Raw genomic sequence first — 22,517 nt, 5'->3', positions numbered from 1 at the left:
ACGCTTTATCGAGTTGAATAAGAGAGTGGCAGTACAATCAGCCGAATCCATGTTGTGACAGTTTATGTCTGGCGGCCATAGCGGTATGGCACCACCTGGCTCCATTCCGAACCCAGAAGTGAAACATACCAGCGCCGATGGTAGTGTGGGGTCTCCCCATGTGAGAGTAGGACACCGCCAGACTTCAAATAAACAATCCCTCGTGCGCAAGCACGGGGGATTTTTTATTTTCTGGTGGTGTGCTACGTGAGAGTAGGGTGAAAGCGGGAATTCGGCTTGCCACCCATGTGGCAAGACGCCGCTTGAACGGTGCGAGCTCTGCGAGCGCCTGTGGCGGCGCCAGACTTCAAATAAACAATCCCTCGTGCGCAAGCACGGGGGATTTTTTTATGCCTGCTCGCCAGATGCACGTCGCGCCCGCAATACGTACGTCGCGCATTGTGCGCGACAATCCACACCGCCCCGTGCGCCCAAGGCGCAAGTAACGACGTTATGATATAATGTGATGATTCTTTTGGATTTGAGGTTTTTTTTTGTGTGGCCTTTAGCTTCTCATCACAGCTTTAAAATTAATAATTATGCTTCGGACGTGTTTAACGTTACCAGCGTTGCAGATGCACGAAGTGTAGCCAACTTGGATAATTACTTAATCTTAGGCGAAGGCACTAACACGCTATTCATAGATAACTATGATGGTGTAATAGTAAAGAGTTGCATCACCGGCATTTCCTGCGAAGAGAAGGAATCAGGCTGGCATATTCGCGTTGGTGCGCAGGAAAACTGGCATGATTTTGTTGTCTGGACATTAACTAAAAACATGTGCGGATTAGAGAACCTTGTTTTGATTCCTGGCTCAGTTGGAGCCGCACCGGTACAAAACATTGGCGCATATGGCGTAGAGGTGAGTCAATATATTCAAAGTGTCGAAGCTGTTCATATTGCCACGGGTGAGTCTCACACAATAGCCAACACTGAATGTGAGTTTAGCTATCGTGATAGTGTCTTTAAAACGAATCCGCGTAGTTGGCTGATCACTCACGTTAATTTTTATATCCCAAAAGCTTGGCAACCTAATTTAAGCTATCCCGCACTCGCAGATCTTAAGACCCACGCCTCGATATCGGCACGAAAAATTGCAGATGCTGTCACTGCTATTCGGTCATCAAAGCTTCCTGATCCAAATAAAATACCCAATGCAGGGTCGTTTTTTAAAAATCCAGTTGTTTCCGCTGAGCAGTATCAACAACTTATTAGAGACTTTCCTCATCTTATCGCATTCGAAGTTGGTGGCGACTATAAACTAGCCGCCGGATGGTTGATAGAGCAGTTAGGCTTAAAGGGTACTTGCTGCGGTGACTGTTGTGTTCATGATAAGCAGGCACTTGTACTTGTTAATCAAGGGAGAGCAACAGGAGGTGATGTGTTAGCGTTGTGTCGGTTAATCCAGCAGCGTGTCGAACAAACGTTCGGCGTCATGCTTGAACCAGAAGTCCGAATGGTCGGTCGTAGTGGTCTCATTGATGATGTAACGAATTACCAGGGCTTGTGACTATGAAAATCGAACAACGGCTAGAGCAACTGATAAAGTTACTGAGTGATGGTGAATTTCACTCAGGCGAAGCACTTGGTCAAGCGATGTCAGTCTCGCGTGCGGCTATTAACCAATATATTGAAAAGCTTAATGAACTTGGAATTGACGTATTCTCAGTTTCCGGCAAAGGTTATCGGCTAGCAACCGCTATTGAATTACTCAATGCTGAAGACATACTAGCGACAAGCCAATTGCCTGAAAGCATGTTAAACGTGAGCTCAATTGTAGGCTCTACGAATGACGATCTTAAACAGTTAAGCGATATCCAACAATTACCGCAGGGCTATGCAATATTGGCTGAAGCCCAAACACAGGGGCGTGGTCGGCGGGGAAAGCAATGGATCTCGCCATTCGGTACCAATTTATACATCAGCTTGTATTGGCGGTTAGAGGAAGGTCTCGGACGTGCTATGGGGTTAAGTCTAGCGGTGGGTCTAGCTATTGCACGCGTACTTCGAGAACAACTTGATATAGAACACGTTTCAGTTAAGTGGCCTAACGATGTGTACATTAACAATCAGAAAGTGGCTGGCATTTTGATAGACATCGACAGCCTTGATGATGGCAGTGCGCGTTGTGTGATTGGTATAGGTATCAATTTGACTTTACCAGAGACAGCGGCGCAGTCCATTGATCAAGCATGGACCGACGTGAATAGCCATTTGCCTTTACCGTTACAGCGGAATCGATTTGCCGGTCGCTTACATCAATATCTTGTCAGTACGCTAAAAGAGTATGAAAACTCTGGTTTCGCACAGTTTGCTTCATTGTGGCGACAGTACGATAAGTTCGATAACAAGCCCGTTCGATTATTGTTAGGTGAGCGTAAGGTTGATGGGCTGTGTCGTGGTGTAGACGATACAGGCGCACTGTTAGTTGAGGTAGACGGTGGTGTAAAACGCTTTTTTGGTGGCGAGATATCTGTGAGGTCTGCTGATGCGACTAGTTATTGATAGCGGCAATACGCGAACTAAACTTGCGATCTACGACAATAGGCAACTCGTTCGTGAACACAAATACGTTAACACTGAATTGCTTTTCAGTGACCAGTGGGTCAATGAGTTAGTAGACGTTGCGGGTGACATTGAGTCATCGTGTGGCTGCTCAGTTGCTAACCAAGAAGTTAAGCGGGCAATCGAGCAAGGTCTAAGTCGGCTGGCAATCTCGATTGATTGGTTAGCCAGTATGAGTGCTTGGCGGGATGTAAAAAATGCCTATTCAGAGCCCGAGAAACTGGGGGCTGACCGTTGGTTCGCTTTATTAGGTTACCGTTCTGAAGCGCGTAAAAATTGTATGATCATCGATGCAGGTACTGCCATGACCATCGATTGGATGACGGCTGCGGGGCAGCATTTGGGTGGATGGATTGTGCCAGGACGTCGCTTAATGCACGAATCGATGCACCAAAAAACGGCGTTGGTTAAGGGTGAGCTCTCTGAGGAATGCTTCCGGGAGCCTGCAACCAATACCGTGACTGCAATGAGTTATGGTGTTCACTACGCGCTAGTGGGAGCAATTAGTCAGGCGCTCCACGTAAGCCGACAGCATTTTAACGACCAACCGTTTGATATTGTAGTAACAGGCGGCGATGGCGAACGACTCATCCAATCTGTGAGCCGTTTAGAACCTATTAACTATATTCGAAAAGATGATTTAGTATTTAAGGGTTTGCTTGTCGCTGCCGATAATGAGTTATAAACATTGGCTTTAAGGTAGGATGATGAGGCAGTTCTTTATCGTAGTCGCGTTGACTGTCTTTTGCTCTGGCTCTGTTGTAGCACAGGAACAGGGCGGAGAGCTTGAGGCGGTTCAACTTTACAGTGATGCCGATCTGGTCGATATGTTTGCTAATAACACGCACTTGAATCGTGTAGAGAAACAAGACCGTTGCCAGCTAGTTCAGGATATCGAAGCACAAGCCGATATTGAACAACGTCCGACATATCAGTTTCTATACGGTGATATGCTCGCTTGGGGAATTTGCTATGAACAAGATGAGGCGTTGGGTATTCTCTATATGGAAAAGGCTGCACAGCAAGGTCTTATTGCAGCACTTGAGCAATTGGGACGTTATTATCACCAAGGTACTCTGGTACAAAAAGACGTTGATAGAGCGATATTGTATCTGCGGGAGGCTGCTTCACTCGGGAATATACCCGCACAATTGCGGCTTGCCGATATCTTGATTGCAGGTCAGGGAAGTCCCTACGACTTTAAAAACGCCTATCGATGGTTACACCATGCGGTAACCGCTAATGAATCGACGCATCAGGCGATTACAAAACGGATGAGCCAGCTCGAGCAGCTAATGCCACCTTCGGTCGTTGAAGATGCAAAAAGCCCCTTAAATTAGGGGCTTTTTTAATGAACTGATTCAAGATAGTCGTGAGCGGAAATCGTCATAGGTGAAGTGTCGGACAACATCAAAGTTGCCGTCTTCACGCAGAATGCCAATATCTGGATGTTGTACACCATTAAAGAACGTTGTTTTTACCATGGTGTAATGCATCATGTCAGCAAAGACTAATCGGTCGCCGGCTTTTAACGGCTCATCAAAGCTGTATTCGCCGATGACGTCACCTGCCAAACAACTGTTGCCACCGAGGCGGTATCGGTAAGGTTTATCAGCAGGTAACCCTGCACCTTCGATATGCGGTCGGTATGGCATTTCAAGAACGTCTGGCATGTGCGCAGTAGCCGAGATGTCTAACAGTGCGATAGAACCTTGGTTCTCGACAACATCCACCACTTCACAGACCAATGGACCTGTTTGCCAAGCAACTGCTGACCCGGGTTCTAAAATAATGTCCAAGTTGTAAGTCGCTTTTAACCGTTGCAACTGGCTAATTAGATGGTCAACATCATACCCTTCGCGCGTCATTAAATGACCGCCGCCCAGGTTTAACCACTTCACCTGATGCAACAAATTGCCAAACTTACTCTCTACTGCAGCGAGCGTCCGCTCTAAAGCATAGGAATCGCATTCACATAAGTTGTGTACGTGTATGCCTTCGACATCGTCTAGCGAGACGTTTTCAAGCTCACTTGCGCGTACACCCAGTCGCGATCCCGGTGCGCTAGGATCATAGAGTTCGGTATCGGCCTCTTGGTGTTCGGGATTGACCCGCAAACCAACAGATACGCCTGCCGCCTTTGCTTGGTCGGCGTAGGCTTCCCATTGCGAGATGCTATTAAAAGAGATGTGATTAACAATCGGCAACAACTGTTTGATATCCTCAGCCTTGTAGGCTGGAGCATAAGCATGGACTTCGCTGCCGAACTTATCGGCAGCGAGTTGAGCTTCCCAAACCGAGCTTGCTGTACATCCTTTCAAATACTGCTTGATAAGCGGAAAAGCAGACCACATCGAGTAGCCCTTAAGCGCCAGAATGATACTGGCGCCACTTTCTTCTTGCACACGTTTCATCAACTCTAGATTGTTACGCAGCAATGCTTCGTCGAGTACGTAACAAGGCGAGGGTATATCCTCACGCAGATACTTGTTCATATTACTCACCAAAAGGCTGCTCACACTCAGTAACGTGCCAAGGCAAGCCATACTGATTGAGGCGATTCATGAATTCATCTGGGTCGAATTGTTCCATGTTCCAAACGCCTGGTTTCATCCATTCGCCTTGCAACATCATCGCCGCGCCAATCATAGCCGGTACGCCAGTAGTGTATGAGACCGCTTGTGCGCCCACTTCTTTGTTCGTTTCAGCATGGTCACAGTTATTGTAAATAAAGATGGTTTTCTCTTTGCCATCTTTCATACCTGTTACATAGGTACCAATACAAGTTTTACCGGTGTAGCCTTCAGCTAATGAGCCTGGGTTAGGCAATACGGCCTTCAGAAACTCAAGCGGCACGATGTCTTGTCCTTGGAACTGAACGGGCTTGATTGAAGTCATGCCAACATTCTCCAACACACGCAAATGCGTCAAGTATTGATCGCCAAAGGTCATCCAGAAACGCGCGCGCTTGATGGTTGGGAAGTGCTTAACCAAAGATTCAAGCTCTTCGTGATACAGCAGATAAGAAGGACGTTCGCCAACATTGGGATAATCTAAATCCTTGCGGACGCTGATTGGATCGGTTTCGTGCCATTCGCCATTTTCCCAGAACTTACCTTTTTGCGTGATTTCACGAATATTGATTTCTGGATTAAAGTTGGTCGCAAAGGCTTGCCCGTGGTCACCGCCATTACAATCGACGATATCGAGATAATGAATCTCGTCAAAGTAGTGTTTAGCAGCGTAGGCTGTGAATACGTTAGTCACACCCGGATCGAATCCCGCGCCTAACAGCGCCATCAGACCCTTCTCTTTGAAGCGTTCTTGATAAGCCCATTGCCAAGAGTATTCGAATTTAGCTTCATCTTTTGGTTCATAGTTAGCGGTGTCGAGGTAGTGCACGCCGGTTTCCAAACACGCATCCATGATTGGTAAGTCTTGGTATGGCAGGGCTACGTTGATCACTAGTTTAGGCTGCACTTGGCGAATCAGATCCGCGACTTTAGCAGAATCGTCAGCGTCGACCTGATACACACCCACTACGCGATCGGCGCCGGCTTGTTCCTGCAAGGCTTCACACTTAGAAAGGGTACGGCTTGCCAAATGAATTTCTGAGAACACTTCTGGCAGCTTGGCACATTTTTGTACAACTACGCCGGCAACACCGCCCGCGCCAATGATTAAAACCTTAGACATTCGCTCTATCCTCTATCGTAAATGCAGTATCATTTCTTGCTGCGAAAGATAGCATAAAATTATCAGTGCTTCATTCGCTATCTTTGCCTTGTGTAACTGTCATGTTGAGCTTATTTGCCGCAAATGTCCAAAGCTTGCTGACGTGTTCGATGGTCATCCATGTTGGTCGATCATTTAAGTGACCAGCAGAAGGCTGTGTAAGCAGCAGTATCGGTTTGTCGCAGTTTTGCGCGCGTTGCAAAGCTGCAGCAAGCTTATAGCTGTGCCAAGGTGCAACGCGAGTATTGTTTTGGGATGTGCTGACAATAGTCGCCGGATAACAGCTTGCTTTTTCGATATTGTGCAGTGGCGAATAGTTATAGAGCGTATTGAATTGCGACGCATCGCTACTCAGTCCATATTCGGTCGCCCACGCTTTGGCGTTCGCGTTGGCTGTTTGATAGCGCAGCATGTCAAATAAGCCATTATCAAGTAACGCGACGTTAAACAACTCTGGCGAATCGACCATCACCGCAGCGCCAAGCATTGCGCCGTTGCTGCGACCGTAAAATGCTATCTGATCGCGCGTGGTGTATTGGTTGTTGAGCAGATATTGGGCGGCGCCTTTAATGTCGCGAATGGCCTGTAGCTTACCAGCTAATCGACCCGCGTCGTGCCATTGTTCGCCAAACTCGCCCCCACCGCGAACATTGGCTATAGCCACTTGACCACCGAGCTCCAGCCACGTCAACCAAGCAGGGTTGTATGTAGGAAGCATCGAGATACCAAAACCACCGTAGGCGATGAGCAGCGTTGGGCGAGCCGTGGGTGCGGACGCAACATCTTTGCCAACGATAAACATAGGGACCCGCTGGCCATCAGATGAAGTGTAGGTAACTTGCTTAGCTTGATAGCTGTCGACGCCTGCCGGCTGTTTGAACGAACGCCAAAGTGTCGTGCGTTGCTGTTCTGCTTGGTAGCGATAGATGCTGCCAGGTTGAGTGAACTGTTCAAATTTAAAGAAAGCCTCGCGCCCGACTTTATCTGCTGTGAGCTCCGAAATATGACCCTGCCCAGGTAGCGCTAACTCTCTTAACACGTGTCCTTCTTGGTTAAAAATGACTAAGCGTGACTGAGCGTTATCTAAATAATGAGCAATGATCTGATCATCAATCACAACGGCGTCAGCTAACGTTTGCTGTTGTTCCTCTACCACGATTTTCTGAGAGTGCCGCGGTTGCTGGATGTCTAATGCAGCGAGTAACCCTCGACCTTGCTTGCCCCGCAGTTGAAATATAAGTGATTGTCCGCTGCGGCCGATAAACGAGGCAAATTCATTATCAGGAAAGTTTATGGCAATCAGTTCGCTGGGCTGCTTTACATCAGCCAGTAAGTACCAACGATTTTTGTCAAAGCCAGACGTCTCCTTGATTAATAATGCTGAGGTATCGGGTAACGTATAGATATAGCTGTCATTTTCTATCCCGGTTGCAATCCGTTTGTCTTGCGTTTGTGCAGAACCTAGCTTATGGAAGTATGTTTGAACCGGTGCTTGGCCATCATAACCGCCATCACTGCTTTGCGGATAGCGACTGTAGTAAAACCCTTTCGAGTCCATAGTCCAGGCGAGTGGAGTAAACTTCACACCACTGATCACTGGTTGTTCGGGCGGTTTTGGCTCGGCAACTGGCGTGATGTACCAATCGACCCAGTCGCTGCCCTGCTGACTTAACGAGTAAGCGATAGTCATGCCGTCAGGCGATACACTATAGTCGTGAATCGAGGTAGTGCCAGAGGGATCAAGTTGGTTGGGATCGACCACGATATGTGGTGCGCCCGAGTCTGATTGACGCACGTAGAGTACCGACTGATCTTGCAAGCCATCGTTTTGCAGATAGAACCAATGTCCAGCGACTTCGGTAGGCGCACTGGTACGTTCGTAATTTGATAACTCGGTCAGCCGTTGTCGAATAAACTCAGCGCTGCTTAACTGACCTAAGCGTTGTTCTGTATAACGGTCCTCTGCCGCCAGCCACTTTATGACTTCCGAGTGCTGTTCATCTTCTAGGCTGCGAAAGTCGTCAGTGACTTCTTCGCCGTGATAGTTATCGGTCACGGATTTTGAGGCAAGAGTGGGATAGCCATAGGGATTCTCAGGCTTGGCTGCTGGTTTTTCGTTCTGGCTCGAGCACGCTGAGACTAAAGCGAAAATTAACAGGCTAGCAAACCGTGTGTGCTTCATAGGATATCCCTTTGGTGAAATGAACGTACTATTCTATGAACCCTGACTCAGTGACTCAATCGCTTTACAGAATTTTAGCGATATCTGAACGCATTAGTGCGCTGAGTTGTTTGAAGGAGTCTGCTTTATAAGTATGTTTGAGTGACTGCATCGCGTTTTGAGGAACGGCAAAGTCAGATGGAGTAAATGTGAGCGCATCATGGTTGCTGACTAACGCACAGGCAAATAGCACACTGTCTAGCGGCAAAATGGCTTCTTTAAAGGCGCTGAGTAAAGCGTTTGTGGTAGCGTCGAGTGTGTTTGATGGAATCTGCCCGTTAAACCACCAACGTTGTTGCGCTGCTCCCCATTCACAAAGAGACGCACACAACGCTTCAGCTTCAGCTGTTATTGGGAAGACCCAAAGCGAAGCATAGCGAGCGCTGACGCGATCTTGCTTACTACTGAGTCGGACCAGGTGGTAGCCGTTGGCACGCCAAAACTGAGCTAAACCTGGATCGTAACCAAAGCTTGTACCGAGCGCATGCACGTTTTGCGTTGCTGCCCAGCGTCGAACGGCATTAAGTACATTCGAGGCGATATGTTGTCGACGGTGACTTTCTTGGACGGCGACTCTACTCACTCGGCACCATCGTAATGTCGCTAGACGCGGACTTTGCATGAAGTAACTGAGACTTTGAGGCAATAAATTTCCAGCTGGACGTCGTTTGCCTAATTGCACTTGCAAAGCGAGATCATCTGCCAGTGGGCCTTCTAGCGCGAGCCAAGCAACCGCTATGACAGAGCCATTGTTAACGTGCAAGTAAAGATAATGCTGCGGTTCATCGAGTAATAGTTTGAGATCATTTGGACTACTTTGGTAGTGGGCTTCGAGTAGTAACTCAAACGCTTGGTGCAGTGCATCCTCAGGTAGCTGGCTCGCATGATAAACGCCGCTATCTATTGAATGGGTCAATTGTAGAGGCGCCGCATTCAGCAGTAATGCTTGCTGTAGCCAATGCTCTAAGGGGTCACCCGTTAACCAACGCAATGGTTCTTGTAACGTATGTACCTTGATTCTGGAAAATATCCGTTCGGCCCACTCAACAAAGTGAATAGCAAAGCCTCGGCCACACCCCTCATAACCATCCACAGTCGTCGCTAGCATCCACGCGGGATACTTTTGCACCAACTTTTGAATCGCCCATAAAGGAATACCTGCCGCTTCATCGATAATGAGTCGCTCTGTTGAACCAGGTTGCTCGATCAGTGTGTCCCAAGCAACAAAGTGAGCATGAGGTGCGTGCTTCAGTAATACTTGAGCATTAGCTTTTCTGGGCGCCGTGACAATACATTGACTTGCGTTGTCGGCTTGAGCAAGCGCTGTCCCTAAACAACTGCTTTTACCACGGCCTCGTGATGCAATAACGATATGCACGGATTCTTTGTCCTGCAACTGTTGGACAAGGTCCTGTTGGGCTGCCGTAGGCAGTGAAGGTGGTATAGCACCGCTTGTGGTCTCAATGGGCGAACGCATTTGCCAACAATCGATGAGCCGATTTAACGCGGGAGAAGGTCGTTGTGGCGTCAGTAGCACAAGCTCGCCACCGGCGATTAAAGTGCCACACAAAGCGGCTATGGCATCAAAATTCAGTTGGTTTCGACAGTCAATGACGACCTGGTTGAACTCGTGTCCAAGATAGTCTCTATAACGGTTGCTGGCCGCATGGGCTGCTGTATCAGAGTCAGATAAATAAAGCGAAAGGTTGTTGGGGCATATTTCGAAAGAGGGGCTCAAAAGAGCCCCATCTGAAACGATACGTAACTGTCTAAAGTCAGTATGTTCTAGAACCACGTGATACCAAAGAATTTGCTTAATACGGTGTTGATGAATACCACAAATAGGATAGCTGGAATAAAGGTGGTAATGGACACACGTACGTATTTAGCTAAGAAGGTATTGGGGTAATTGCTATTACCCTCAGATAACTCTTTTTCAAGGCTGCTATACCGCCAGTGCCACCAAACAAATAAGCAAATGAGCAAACCGTTAAGCGGTAAAATGGTGTCATAAAACACATCGTAAATGACATCAAAGACAGATTTGGTTACACCGCCGTAGCTAACAAATTCGGTAAATGCTGGTATAAATCCAAATGAAGTGGCTGCGATAATTGTGAGTACTGTGGTCGCAACACACATAATAGATAACGCTTTTTTACGCGATATGCCGCGTTGTTGAATGATGGCAGCCGTCGGTACCTCGATAATAGAAACCAACGAGGTAATGGCAGCGACAAAAGCGAGCAAGAAGAAAATGGTGGCTGCAATGCTTGCCCCAACGTATCCAATTGATGCTTCTAAAGCGATAAAAATTTGTGGGAAGAATGAAAAGATCATGCTTACCGAAGAATCGCTAAGTGAGTTAGGGTCGGTATTCGGGTTAATTGCGAATATCGCCGGCAAGGTCATAAGGCCTGCGGTGAAAGCGACCGCGGTGTCTGTAATTGCGACAAGCTTACCGGAGGTTACAATATCGTCCTTGCGGCTGAAATAAGAGCCATAAGTGATGAGAATGCCCATACCGAGTGACAAGCTGAAAAAGGCTTGTGACAAGGCGCCACTGATGACAGAACCGTCAATTTTACTGAAATCTGGGACTAAATAGAATTGGATACCGATTGAGGCGTTATCCAATGAGAGTACAAAGATAACCAGCAGAATAAGCATAATAAATAATGCTGGCATCAGGAATTTAGCTGCTTTCTCAATACCCTGGCGAACGCCTCCCATGAGAATCACGTTGACGATTAACGTGACCGCAACGAGGAAGCCAACAAAACTATAGTCATTTACAAATTGTCCGAAGTAACTGGGATCGGCCAATTTATTGAGGTCACCAATGGCTGCGTGATAAAGATATCCGAAGATCCAGACAGTGATAACCATATAAAAGATGGCGATCATGAAAGGCGTGAGTACAGCAAGAAAACCTGAAAAGCTCCAAAACGGTTTACCGCTGCCTAGTGTTAAGTATGAGCCCAAAGGGTTTTTCTGCGCTTTGCGACCAAGCCCCATTTCGGCGAGCATAATAGGCAGACATATAAATGCAACAAAGAGTGCGTAGATTAAAAGAAACGCTCCACCACCATTTTTAGTTGCAGCGACAGGGAATCCAACCAGGTTACCAATACCAACCGCTGAACCCGCAGCAGCCAGGATGAACCCGATCTTAGAACTGAATTGATCGCGTTGTTCGCTCATTAGTTTCCTTCTTCTTTTTAATTGTTATTGTCGAGCTCTTTTTTGCGAGCTAAAAATTTAAGCAATCCTAGCAAGGGGCAGGGCAGTCGGCAAGCGTGCGCCTGCCTGTTCTGCGATTAAAGGTGTAAAGCGCAGGTTTAATAAGGAAATTTAAGAAGCTTTAAGTCTTACCAAGACTGCATTTCTATAATTCGTGAGACACAGCGCTGGAACGGAAATTTAAGTAACTCGGCTTGATACAGGCGATCGGGCTCATCGGCAGCATTAAGTATGAGTAAGCAACCGCGGTCGTAGCACTCATCGACTAACGCGATAAAACGGCGTGCCTCATTATCCAAGTGACTTTCGTGTTGATGAGTCGCTTCGCGTTGGTAGCCGTCCTCGACACCTTGTTGAGTCGAACTTTTCGGCTTAAAAGTAAAACGTGGAACCTTATCAACGGCGATCTGCTTATAGTCTTCCGCGAGTTCCATATAGTCACGCTGGCTTCTTGGACCCGAGCAGAGCTGAGCGAAGTCAAATAGAATCGTCTTTTCTGAACGACATATACAAGGTAACTCGCGGTTCATGATGGTCACAGGCTTATTATCAGGTAACTGACCAAAGCGTGCGGCGACTTGCTGCTGAAAGTCTTGTGCTGACTGCTCAATAAAGTAATACGGCGCTTCACCCTGCTTTAGTCGGCGGTAATCAATACCTGAATCAAGGTCAATGATTTGGCATTGGCGCTCGAGCAACTGAATGAAGGGTTCAAAGCGGTGCCGTGCAAGGCCGCCCCGATACAGCTCTGACGGTGGCGTATTTGAGGTCGTGACGAGGGTGACACCGTGACTAAACAACGCCTGCCAGAGATTAGCTAACAGCATGGCATCACCAATGTCTTCGACGATAAACTCATCTAAACATATCACTCGATATTCTCGCGCCCATGCGTCAGCGATAGTTAGTAGGGGGTCCGCTTCGCCTTGGTGTTGATTGAGCTGATCGTGAATGCGCTTCATGAAGTGGTGATAATGCAATCTGATTTTGCTTGGTACGGCTAGGCTGCGATAAAACAAATCCATCAGCATCGATTTACCGCGACCGACGGGACCGTAAATATAAACCGATTGTGGATGCGCCGATTGAACAAGTTGCTGGCGCAGAATATCAAGACGAGCGCACACCGATTCTTGCAGTGCATCCGCTTGCAATTTTCCTGAGTGAATAAGGCTTTGATACTGTGTCTTTATCATAAAAAAGCGGCCGGTTGAGGGAACCGGCCGAACTCGTTGCTAGTGAACAGCCATTAATACATCATGCTGTAAAGAGTTCTACGCGCCTTCGATGCAAGCGGATCACCGTCAGGTAATTGATTGATAACGTCGAGTGCATATTTTTTAGCTTCAGTGCGTGCGGGATCCTTTCGCATCACTTCAAATAACAATGAAATGGCTTCTTCATCTCGGTGCGACTGGTGCAATTGCAGCGCGAGTTTGATTTTTAATTCGCTATTATCTGGCTCTTCCTCGACCTGCGCTTGTAGTGCTTTAATCTCTGGCGAGTCGGCGCTATCTTCAGCGAGTTCGATTTTGCTCATGATCCGTTGATAGTCACTATCTTGCTCGACCATTGGGATCGTCGCCGCGAGCTCCTTAGCTTGTGCTAAACGACCGTGGTCGACCGCTGCCTCTGCCAATAATTTGATGGCGGTCATGTTGCTATTATCAATGTCAAAAGCCTGTTTGGCTTGAGTGTAAGCTTCTGCAGCGTTGCCTTCGGCAAGCGCTTGTTGTGCATTTTGAATAAAACTATCGGCTGGGCTTGGCAAATGGGGTTCGAGCATTGTCATGATTTCAGTTTCAGATTTAACCCCCGCGAAGCTGTCAACGGGCTGACCGTCCTTAAAGAAGGCCACGGTAGGCAAACTACGAACGCCAAACTGCATGGCAAGCTCTTGTTGCTCGTCACAATTAATTTTTGCCAAGGTAATGTCGTCGGGGTATTGGCTCGCAATACGCTCTAATACCGGCATTAATTGTTTGCAAGGCTCGCACCAGTCGGCCCAAAAATCGATGATCACTAATCGCTCTTTGGAGCCTTCTAATAAAACTTGCTGAAAATTTTGTAGCGTAATGTCGACAATATTGCTTTGTGCCATGAGTCAGCCTTTATTTATATGTATCAATACATAGCAACATCGGGGCAACCCATTGAAAATTCAATGGCATCATTACTTGAGCCACGCCAGCAGCTTGTCTTTAAGTTTGGTGTAAGGTGGGTAACGCAGCGCTACGTCGAACTTAAAGGAACGTTGCATGACTGCCTTTTGATGACTGAGCGTGTCAAAACCAAATTTACCGTGATAACGACCCATGCCACTTTGGCCAACGCCTCCAAACGGAAGCTCCTCGTTAAGCATAAACATCAACGTATCGTTTGCGCAGTAGCTTCCGGCACTGACTTGGTGCTTAACTTGTTCTAGGGTGCGATTATTTTTACTAAAGGCATAGCACGCTAACGGTTTCGGCTTTGCTATCACGTAATCAATGGCGGCTTGTATGGATGTCACTGATTTGATTGGGAGTAGCGGACCAAAGATCTCTTCGTGATGAAGTGGGTGCTCGCTGTCCAGTCCATCTAAGTTGATAAGTGTGGGTGCGATGTAGTTATCTTTACGCTGATAGTCTCCGCCACTGATGATGTCTGTGTCGTCGAGTAGCTTTACGAGACGTTGCCAATGGTTGGCACTAATAATTCGACCGTAATCATCGCTCTGTTGCGGGTCACTGCCGTAAAACAGTTCGATTTGCTCTTTGATTTTGCTTATCAACGTATCGCGAATGCTGTCCTGAACCAGTACATAATCCGGCGCTATACAGGTTTGACCGGCGTTAAGATATTTGCCCCAGACCAAGCGTCGAGCGGTGACCTCAATATCGCAATCTTCACTTACAATTGCCGGACTTTTACCACCGAGCTCCAGTGTTGTCGGTGTCAGGTGTTGCGCTGCGTTACGTAAAACAGCTTTAGCGCCATTACTACCGCCGGTGTAGAAAATATGATCAAAAGGTTGTTGGGTAAGTTCGTCAGCAACCGAGACATCACCGGTGACAACCTTAATCGCATGGTTGTCGATATAGTCGCCCAACTTATTGGCGATGACCTCTGCGGTGTTTGGCGCATGTTCTGATGGCTTCAGTATCACACAGTTTCCAGCCGCAATGGCGGCAATAGCGGGCGCGATAAGTAGCTGCAGGGGATAATTCCACGCCCCTAAAATAAGCACGGTACCGAGTGGTTCAGGATAGAGCTGACTTGAGCCAGGCCAAGCCAGTAACGGTGTTTTTACACGCGTCGGCTTAACCCATTTATTGAGATGCTTCAGTGTGTAATCGATGTGACTTAATAAATAGTTGAGCTCAGTTAATCGACTTTCGCTCGGATGTTTACCCAAGTCCTGCGTGAGGGCGCGCTCGATCGAAGACTGCTCCTTATTTAGAAAGTTTTTAATGCCTTCTAGCTGTTGTTTACGCCAAAAAACCGGGCGTGAAAGCCCGGTTTTGTAGGTATTACTGAGCGAATCAAATAACTCAGCTATTGTTGGGGTCGTACTCATTCAAGGCCGCCTAAGGTGATGGTCTTAATTTCCAAGTACTCATCTATACCGTATTTTGACCCTTCACGTCCAATACCCGATTCTTTAATTCCGCCGAAGGGGTTGTAGGCATGCGAGATAGCGCCCGTATTAACGCCAACCATGCCATATTCAAGCCCTTCACTGACTCGGAATATGCGTGCAGTATCTTTAGCGGCAAAGTAGGAAGCAAGACCGAACGGAGTGTTGTTCGCCTGTTGAATCGCTTCTTCCTCAGTTTCAAAGCTCGAAATTGCGATGACGGGACCGAAAATTTCTTCTTGCGTGATTTCCATGTCCTGAGTCACACCCGAAATAACCGTCGGGGCATAGAATAAGTCGCCCATATCGGTCATTACTGATCCGCCTTCTTCTATCTCTGCGCCATCAGATTTAGCGCTGATGACTAAACGTTGAACCTTATCGACAGCGTCTTGGTCAATCAATGGTCCCAGATCGACATCTTCTTTATCACCTGGACCCACATTAAGCGCTTTAACTTTAGAGACCACTTTCTTAATGAACTCTTCTTTCACGCTATCCTGCACCAACACACGGTTCGCTGAAATACAAGTTTGACCGCCGTTGCGGAATTTGCATGCCATCAATTGTTCGGCGGCTGCATCTAAATCGGCATCATCGAACACGATAAAGGGGGCATTGCCACCGAGTTCGAGCGAGATCTTTTTAACGTTCTCGGCACATTGCTTCATTAAGATCTTGCCGACACCCGTTGAACCAGTGAAAGATAGTTTTCTAACTTGTTTTGATGTTGCCAGAATTTCGCCCACGGTTTTTGAATCCGTAGTCGGTAAAATATTAATGACACCGTCAGGAATGCCGACTTCGCTCGCGAGCTGAGCCAGTGCGAGACTTGATAAGGGTGTCAGTTGTGGTGGTTTAACAACGATGGTGCAACCGGCTGCCAACGCTGGCGCTACCTTGCGCGTGATCATTGCGTTAGGGAAGTTCCAAGGCGTGATGGCGGCGCATACGCCTACCGGTTGTTTGATCACCATGACACGCTTGCTATTATCGGTAATCGGTAGAATATCGCCGTTGATGCGCTCCGCTTCACCGGCAAACCAATCGACAAAGCTGGCGCCGTACTCGACCTCACCAACAGCTTCAGGAACAGGTTTGCCTTGCTCGGCGCTCATCAGTTCGCCCAAAGCCTGCTTGTTGTCCATGATGGCTTGATACCACTTGCGTAACAATGCTGCGCGCTCTTGAGTGGATGTGGCACGCCATTTAGCCAATGCTACTTCAGCGGCGTTAATCGCTCGCTTCGTGAGATCGCCGTCGGCGTCGGCCACTTCTGTGATTACCTCGCCATTGGCAGGGTTTGTAACGGCGAACCGCTTTTCGGTCGGTACCCAATGCCCCTCAATGAAACAATCCTGTTTTGTGAGTGACGACATAGAGTGAGATGACATAACGCCTCCTGTTATTCGGGTTAGTATATCAATGTAGGCAAAAACCAACGGAATGGTTCAGTTTTTTAGAAAAATAAATGACCATCTATGCGTAAATGCATAAAACGTATACAAATGAGTTGTAATTTTCCAATAACTAGGTACAATTCGCGCCTCGCAGTTATCCGTTCACATGAACCTGCGACCGAGTAAGGGTAAGCCTAATTTCTAGAGATGCTCAAAAGCATAATGGTGGCCGGGCGAAACCCTCGAACACACATCGTGGTTAATAACCACCTTATGACTTTGAGATTTTTATGAAAAATGATACTACTGCTGTGTCTTTCCAAGACATGGCTCTGCCTCCTGTTGTCTTAAATCAACTTGAAGCGTTAGGTTTTACACAACCTACACCTATCCAACAACAAGCCATTCCTAGCCTGTTAGAAGGTAATGACGTACTGGGTGAAGCGCAAACTGGTACGGGTAAAACCGCCGCGTTTTCTTTGCCTGCTTTAGCGGCTATTGATGTCAGCCAACGTCAAACACAAATGCTCGTTGTCACTCCTACCCGTGAGCTCGCGATTCAGGTCGCTGATGCCATCGAAAGCTTCTCCAAGCAAATGAAGGGTATGGAAGTTGCAACCGTTTATGGTGGCAGCGCCTTTGGCCCACAAATTCAAGCGCTAAAACGTGGTGCTTCTGTGGTTGTTGGTACGCCAGGTCGATTGATCGACTTACTCAACAAGAAAGTGTTGAAGCTTGACGGGCTGCGCTTTGCTGTGTTGGATGAAGCCGATGAAATGCTAAACATGGGCTTTATTGAAGACATCGAAACTATTTTACAGTCGGTGCCCGATACCGCACAACGTGCGTTGTTCTCGGCGACGATGCCAACCGCTATTCGTAAGTTAGCCAAAACGTACTTAACCGACCCTGTTAACATCCGTATTGCTCCAGTAGAGCAGGCGAAGGCAAATATTCGTCAGCGCGCGTGGAAAGTCATGGGCATGACTAAAATGACAGCGTTGACTCGTCTTTTAGAAGTGACTGAATACCAACGCGCGTTAGTGTTCGTGCGTACGCGTCAAGATACTATGGACGTGGCAGAGCTTTTACAGCGTCAAGGATTCCGTGCGGCGCCATTGAGTGGTGATTTGAACCAAGCACAACGTGAGCAAACGGTTACTCAATTACGTAGCGGTCATATTAAAGTACTCGTGGCAACCGATGTTGTTGCGCGTGGTCTTGATGTACCAGAAATTACTCACGTCATTAACTACGATCTACCGAGTGACACCGAGTCATACGTTCACCGTATCGGTCGTACCGGCCGTGCAGGTCGTAGCGGCGAGGCTATCTTGTTCTATCGCGGTAAAGAGCGTCACTTGTTACGTCATTATGAAAAACTGACAAACGGTTCAATTGAATACTTTGACGTACCTTCAGCAGAAGAACTGAGTAGCTTCCGCCAAGAGCAATTGCAGCAAAGCCTATTGAAGCAACTTGAGTCGGATGTTGACAGCAACATTCAGAAGCTTCTCAGTAGTTGGTTAGCTGACGGGTCGATGACCGCTGAACAGATCGCGCTGAGCCTATTGGCTCAGCGTAACCAGCAGCAGCCGTTATTCGTAAAAGAGGAGCGTCGTCCGCGTCCTGAACGCGCAGAGCGTGCTGATCGTGATAACGGACGTCCTCAGCGTGGTGAAAAGCGTGTACGCGCCAACACTAAACGTGTGCCGGATAGCGAGTTTGATACGTATAAAATTCAGGTCGGCCGTGACCACGGTGCGCGTCCGGGCGATATCGTGGGTGCCATTGCCAATGAAGCTGAGATCGATAGCCAATTCATTGGTCAGATCCAACTGTTCGCACAGCATTCGTTGGTACAGCTGCCCAAGGGGATGCCTGCTGAATTGAAGAAAGCGTTGCAACGTACTCGCGTGCGTCAACAGCCGATGGCACTTGAGTTATCTGATAGCCCGCTCAAGAAAATGCCGCCTCGTGCGAGCAAAGGCAACAGCGACAATCGTCGCCGCGCCCCGCGTAAAGGTCAACCTGCTGCACGTCGATTCAATTAATCGGCGTTAGCTACCCCGATGTCGGCCAGAGATTGTGTGATAATCATCTGGTCGATATCATATCCCCACTGTTTTGCCTTCGCTAATGCGAAATCAATATCGCTTTGATCGACATTAGGTGAGCGCGCCAAAAACCAAAAGTAGTCGTGTGAATCGCTCGTAACAATCGCCATTTTGTAGTCGGGTGATAGCCAACTGACATAATAGCCACCGTAAAACGGCCAAAAGAAGGTGACTTTGTAAGCCGCTGTCATGCCTTCTACCGGCTCGGCTTTGCCAATTGCGGTCTGCCATTCGTCATCCACTACATTATAACCGCGATTAGTCACCTCGATAGTGCCGTCAGCATTGAGTCGGTACTCTGCGGTGACGCCTTGCAGGTTCTCTTCAAAGCTGTGCGGCATACGGATAATTTCATACCATTTGCCCAAATATTTTTCCGCTGAGAACTGTTTTACTGTCGGCGCCACCGGAGTCGGGTCAGATTTGCAGCCGGGCAGAGTGGATAATACCGTTAACGTAAAAAGACCGAATAATGCCTTGCTTAAATAACTCATGCTATAACTCATCTATGTTGTTTAGGTAATACTCTGCTTGTTCAATAAGCGCTCTCTGTTCTTCTTGTGGCTTTTTATTCCAAACGGAGTACATCATCGCCATACGCTGATTATTACTAAAATGAGATTCATGTCGAGCCAAGAATTGCCAGTAGAGCGAATTAAACGGACATGACCCCTCACCTGTCTTTTTATCTGGACTATAGCGACACTGCGAGCAATGGTGACTCATTTTCTTTATGTAATTTGCGCTTGAGATATAGGGTTTGGTAGCTAACACACCATTGTCAGCATACTGGCTCATACCGCGCGTATTAGGGAGCTCGACCCACTCCAATGCATCAATATAAATACCGAGGTACCATTCATCGACTTGGTCGGGATCGCAGCCCGCTAATAGTGCAAAATTTCCAGTCAGCATAAGACGTTGAATGTGGTGTGCGTAAGCGTACTTTAAAGACTGTTTAATGGCTTGCGATAGACAACGCATATGTGTCTCACCATCCCAAAAGAACTTCGGCAGATCGCGTTGATGTCCGAGCGCATTAAGATTCTTATATTCAGGCATGTGATGCCAGTAAATGGCGCGGATAAATTCTCGCCAACCAATAATTTGTCGAATAAACCCTTCAACTTGATTGATACTGATGGTGTCTTCATTTTCGCGCCAATGAGCGAGAACTGCGTTCACGACTTCCATTGGATGTAACATTTTGCTGTTCATCGCAAACGATAAACGCGAATGGTACAAGCTCCATGCGTGAGCGTGCACTTTAGTATCCGTTATCGCATCTTGGTAGGTGCCAAAGTGAGCTAATTGATGTTGGCAAAAGAATGATAAAATATCCCGAGCTTGCTTGCGTGTGGTCGGCCAAATAAAGTGTTGAGGGTCGATTTCTCCAAAGTAATTAATATTCTGTTGGGTCACCATTTGGTGAATACCTGTGACATCATTCGCTGGGCAGCTTGGCGCAATAACAGAGCTACTTTTTGGTAGCTTGTTACGGTTATCATGATCATAGTTCCACTGACCACCTTCGGGTTTGTCGCCGTCCATCATGATATCGAACTGCTTTCGTACGCGACGGTAAAAGCTCTCCATCAAAAAATTATCACGATCGGGAAACCACTCAGCCAAAACGGTTCGTTGGGAAAGGAAGTGCTCACTGTCGACCCAGTCAATGTGTATATCTTCTTTCCCAGCCCAGCTACGGAGTTGATGATCAACCCGGTATTCGTCGGGCAGCATGCAGCTGAGCTTCGCTTTGGGGTGCTGGGCTAATATGGCCGCTAAGTTCTGAGTAAGTGACTGGGTGTTGTTTGCATCATCCAGTTTCATGTAATGAACTCGATGACCTGCTTGCTCAATGGCGCTGGCAAAATTACGCATCGCGGCAAAAAAAGCAACGATCTTTTGTATATGGTGTTTGACGTAATCAGTCTCTTGGCGCATCTCCATCATCACGTACAGCACGTTATCATGCTGCGTGCGCAACCAAGTGTGCTTCGCGTTAAGCTGGTCGCCCAATATTAAGCGAACTTCCCTAATGTCACTCATCGTACGTATCGGCCCCCTTGAGAGGGATCTCTTCTAGGGCCTTATCGGGTTTAGCATAACTGAGTCGAAATAGTCTAGAGGCACTGTGATAGCTATCAAGGCCTGATACCGCGACGGTCTCTAATGTGCTCAGATCAATAAAGCCATCTTCTTGGATCGCCTCCTCGTCAGTTTGAATCCATTGAATTTCGCCAATGACAAAGTCGGTACCATTGTGCGTAATATTGGTAATTTCGACGAGCTTTACACCCATTGAGAGCGGGCTTTCTTTAACGAAGGGAGCGTGAAAACCATTACAACGGTCAGGCGTTAAGCCGGTTGCTTCAAACTCTGATACTTTTCTATCGTATCGCGCTGCCGTTTGATGTGCCGCTTTAACTATCGATTGGGATACATGATTAATTGTATAAACACCTGTTTCTTCAATATTTTCCAATGTATGGCGCTCAACTGAATCGGGGCGCATGATGAAGCCAATAAGGGGAGGGTTAGCGCCTAAATGAACCACTGAGCTGACGATGGCCAAGTTGTCTTCATTTTTACGGCTACTAGTACCAATTAAGTTTGCGCTTTTATAACCCGATAATGAGTTGATGAAATTAACACGACGGCGGTTATCCATATTAGCCAAGTCGGCCTGAGCGATATGCTTTGTCATAAGTTGAATACTCCTCTTTTGCCTTCAGTTACGTGCTAATCTTGGGATAGGATCTAATACCGAACTGCTTTAATTTGTGGCATTATGGGCAGATTAGATGATTAGGGAGCCGTTATGAGCGACGCACAACAAAAAGTTAATGTAATCTGCATCAAATGGGGTGACAAATACGGGAACGACTACGTCAATACATTGTACTCGATGGTCAGCCGGAACCTGAGCCTACCCTATCGATTTGTATGCTTTACAGACGAAGCAGAAGGTATTCGTGATGAGGTCGAAGTTAAGCCGATTCCAAAAATTGGGTTTGAAGATTTCGACGAGAAGAAAGCATGGGCGAAAGCACATGGGTGGTTGAAGTTAACGTGTTTTGCGAATCCACTTTCTGATTTAACCGGACCCACGCTGTTTCTTGATTTGGACATCGTCATTGTTGGTTCGCTCGATGACTTTTTTAAACCGGAAGGTGACTTCATGGTTATTAAAGAGTGGGACAAGTCAGATGCTACCGGTAATACCTCGGTATTCCGTTTTGAAGCGGGCGCTCATGAGGATGCGCTGGATTATTTAAAAGCCGATCCAGAGAAAGCGACGGAGCCTGTACGTAATGAACAAGAATACATTACACAATTTGTCGACCGCCAAAATCGTCTGAAGTACTGGCCAGAGAAGTGGTGTCGAAGCTTTAAACGTCATTGTATTCGACCATTCCCGTTGAGCTTTTTCCAACAGCCGCGGATCCCCGATGATGCGCGTGTTATTATTTTCCACGGTAAACCACACCCTGATGATGCGTTGGCAGGACGAAGTGGAAAGTGGTATCGCAAAGTTCTGCCGACTCGTTGGATAGCTGAATACTGGCAATAAG

18 protein-coding genes and 1 rRNA gene are annotated in these 22,517 nt (G+C 47.4%); 7 read left to right on the top strand and 12 right to left on the bottom strand.

Annotation, left to right across the window (positions count from 1 at the left end; translation table 11 throughout):
- Positions 1-67: 67 nt before the first annotated feature.
- The 5 genes from rrf (at position 68) to BFR57_RS10815 (ending at position 3,944) form a co-directional block, all read left to right on the top strand.
- Positions 68-183, top strand: a 5S ribosomal RNA gene (gene rrf / locus BFR57_RS10835).
- Positions 184-535: 352 nt separating this feature from the next.
- Positions 536-1,549, top strand: a complete 1,014-nt coding sequence (gene murB, locus BFR57_RS10830; RefSeq protein WP_171903966.1) for a UDP-N-acetylmuramate dehydrogenase — start codon at positions 536-538, stop codon at positions 1,547-1,549.
- A gap of 2 nt (positions 1,550-1,551) precedes the next feature.
- On the top strand, positions 1,552-2,544 hold the full coding sequence (gene birA, locus BFR57_RS10825; protein WP_071464017.1) for a bifunctional biotin--[acetyl-CoA-carboxylase] ligase/biotin operon repressor BirA: 993 nt from the start codon (positions 1,552-1,554) through the stop codon (positions 2,542-2,544).
- Positions 2,528-3,289 (top strand): type III pantothenate kinase, encoded by a 762-nt coding sequence (locus BFR57_RS10820; RefSeq protein WP_071464016.1) that lies wholly within the window; start codon positions 2,528-2,530, stop codon positions 3,287-3,289. The genes birA and BFR57_RS10820 overlap by 17 nt, the downstream gene beginning before the upstream one ends.
- Before the next feature lie 22 nt (positions 3,290-3,311).
- The gene (locus BFR57_RS10815; RefSeq protein WP_083405124.1) at positions 3,312-3,944 is read left to right on the top strand and encodes a tetratricopeptide repeat protein; all 633 of its coding nucleotides are present in this window, start codon (positions 3,312-3,314) and stop codon (positions 3,942-3,944) included.
- A gap of 21 nt (positions 3,945-3,965) precedes the next feature.
- Here BFR57_RS10815 and nspC read toward each other — a convergent pair whose 3' ends face one another.
- The 9 genes from nspC to BFR57_RS10770 all read right to left on the bottom strand — a co-directional run bounded on the left by nspC (position 3,966) and on the right by BFR57_RS10770 (position 16,801).
- The gene (gene nspC, locus BFR57_RS10810; RefSeq protein ID WP_171903965.1) at positions 3,966-5,108 is read right to left on the bottom strand and encodes a carboxynorspermidine decarboxylase; all 1,143 of its coding nucleotides are present in this window, start codon (positions 5,106-5,108) and stop codon (positions 3,966-3,968) included.
- Positions 5,101-6,300, bottom strand: a complete 1,200-nt coding sequence (locus BFR57_RS10805; RefSeq protein WP_006956113.1) for a saccharopine dehydrogenase family protein — start codon at positions 6,298-6,300, stop codon at positions 5,101-5,103. The genes nspC and BFR57_RS10805 overlap by 8 nt, the downstream gene beginning before the upstream one ends.
- Positions 6,301-6,370: 70 nt before the next feature.
- Positions 6,371-8,521 (bottom strand): prolyl oligopeptidase family protein, encoded by a 2,151-nt coding sequence (locus BFR57_RS10800; protein ID WP_071464013.1) that lies wholly within the window; start codon positions 8,519-8,521, stop codon positions 6,371-6,373.
- A gap of 64 nt (positions 8,522-8,585) precedes the next feature.
- Positions 8,586-10,355 (bottom strand): GNAT family N-acetyltransferase, encoded by a 1,770-nt coding sequence (locus BFR57_RS10795; RefSeq protein ID WP_143441092.1) that lies wholly within the window; start codon positions 10,353-10,355, stop codon positions 8,586-8,588.
- Entirely contained in the window at positions 10,346-11,764 is a 1,419-nt protein-coding gene (locus BFR57_RS10790) for a sodium-dependent transporter (RefSeq protein WP_071464011.1), read from the bottom strand. Before BFR57_RS10790 ends, BFR57_RS10795 begins: the two co-directional genes overlap by 10 nt.
- A 167-nt stretch (positions 11,765-11,931) precedes the next feature.
- Positions 11,932-12,999, bottom strand: coding sequence for a cell division protein ZapE (gene zapE / locus BFR57_RS10785; RefSeq protein WP_071464010.1), 1,068 nt, complete (start codon positions 12,997-12,999; stop codon positions 11,932-11,934).
- Positions 13,000-13,052: 53 nt separating this feature from the next.
- On the bottom strand, positions 13,053-13,904 hold the full coding sequence (gene trxA / locus BFR57_RS10780; RefSeq protein ID WP_006956118.1) for a thioredoxin: 852 nt from the start codon (positions 13,902-13,904) through the stop codon (positions 13,053-13,055).
- Between the two features lie 72 nt (positions 13,905-13,976).
- A complete protein-coding gene (locus BFR57_RS10775; protein WP_071464009.1) occupies positions 13,977-15,362 on the bottom strand; it encodes an aldehyde dehydrogenase family protein in 1,386 nt (461 codons plus the stop codon).
- A complete protein-coding gene (locus BFR57_RS10770) occupies positions 15,359-16,801 on the bottom strand; it encodes an NAD-dependent succinate-semialdehyde dehydrogenase (RefSeq protein WP_083405127.1) in 1,443 nt (480 codons plus the stop codon). The genes BFR57_RS10775 and BFR57_RS10770 overlap by 4 nt, the downstream gene beginning before the upstream one ends.
- A gap of 311 nt (positions 16,802-17,112) precedes the next feature.
- On the opposite strand from BFR57_RS10770, the gene BFR57_RS10765 reads away from it, so the two are divergent.
- The gene (locus BFR57_RS10765; protein WP_071464007.1) at positions 17,113-18,876 is read left to right on the top strand and encodes a DEAD/DEAH box helicase; all 1,764 of its coding nucleotides are present in this window, start codon (positions 17,113-17,115) and stop codon (positions 18,874-18,876) included.
- Here the strand turns inward: BFR57_RS10765 and BFR57_RS10760 are convergent.
- From BFR57_RS10760 to BFR57_RS10750, 3 genes are read right to left on the bottom strand one after another with little or no spacing between them, the layout of a single operon-like run.
- Positions 18,873-19,433 carry a lipocalin family protein gene (locus BFR57_RS10760; protein ID WP_071464006.1) on the bottom strand — a complete coding sequence of 187 codons (561 nt, stop codon included), beginning with the start codon at positions 19,431-19,433 and terminating at the stop codon, positions 18,873-18,875. The genes BFR57_RS10765 and BFR57_RS10760 overlap by 4 nt on opposite strands.
- Position 19,434: 1 nt before the next feature.
- The gene (locus tag BFR57_RS10755) at positions 19,435-20,991 is read right to left on the bottom strand and encodes a cryptochrome/photolyase family protein (protein WP_071464005.1); all 1,557 of its coding nucleotides are present in this window, start codon (positions 20,989-20,991) and stop codon (positions 19,435-19,437) included.
- Positions 20,984-21,649, bottom strand: coding sequence for a flavin reductase family protein (locus BFR57_RS10750; RefSeq protein ID WP_071464004.1), 666 nt, complete (start codon positions 21,647-21,649; stop codon positions 20,984-20,986). Before BFR57_RS10750 ends, BFR57_RS10755 begins: the two co-directional genes overlap by 8 nt.
- A gap of 114 nt (positions 21,650-21,763) precedes the next feature.
- Between BFR57_RS10750 and BFR57_RS10745 the strand changes: the two genes are divergently transcribed.
- Positions 21,764-22,516 carry a glycosyltransferase gene (locus tag BFR57_RS10745; protein WP_071464003.1) on the top strand — a complete coding sequence of 251 codons (753 nt, stop codon included), beginning with the start codon at positions 21,764-21,766 and terminating at the stop codon, positions 22,514-22,516.
- The last annotated feature ends 1 nt before the right edge of the window (position 22,517 follow it).

This window comes from Idiomarina sp. MD25a, assembly GCF_001870515.1.
Taxonomy (GTDB): Bacteria; Pseudomonadota; Gammaproteobacteria; order Enterobacterales; family Alteromonadaceae; genus Idiomarina.
Note: the sequence above shows the minus strand (reverse complement) of the source record. Positions and strands in the feature narration are given on the sequence as shown.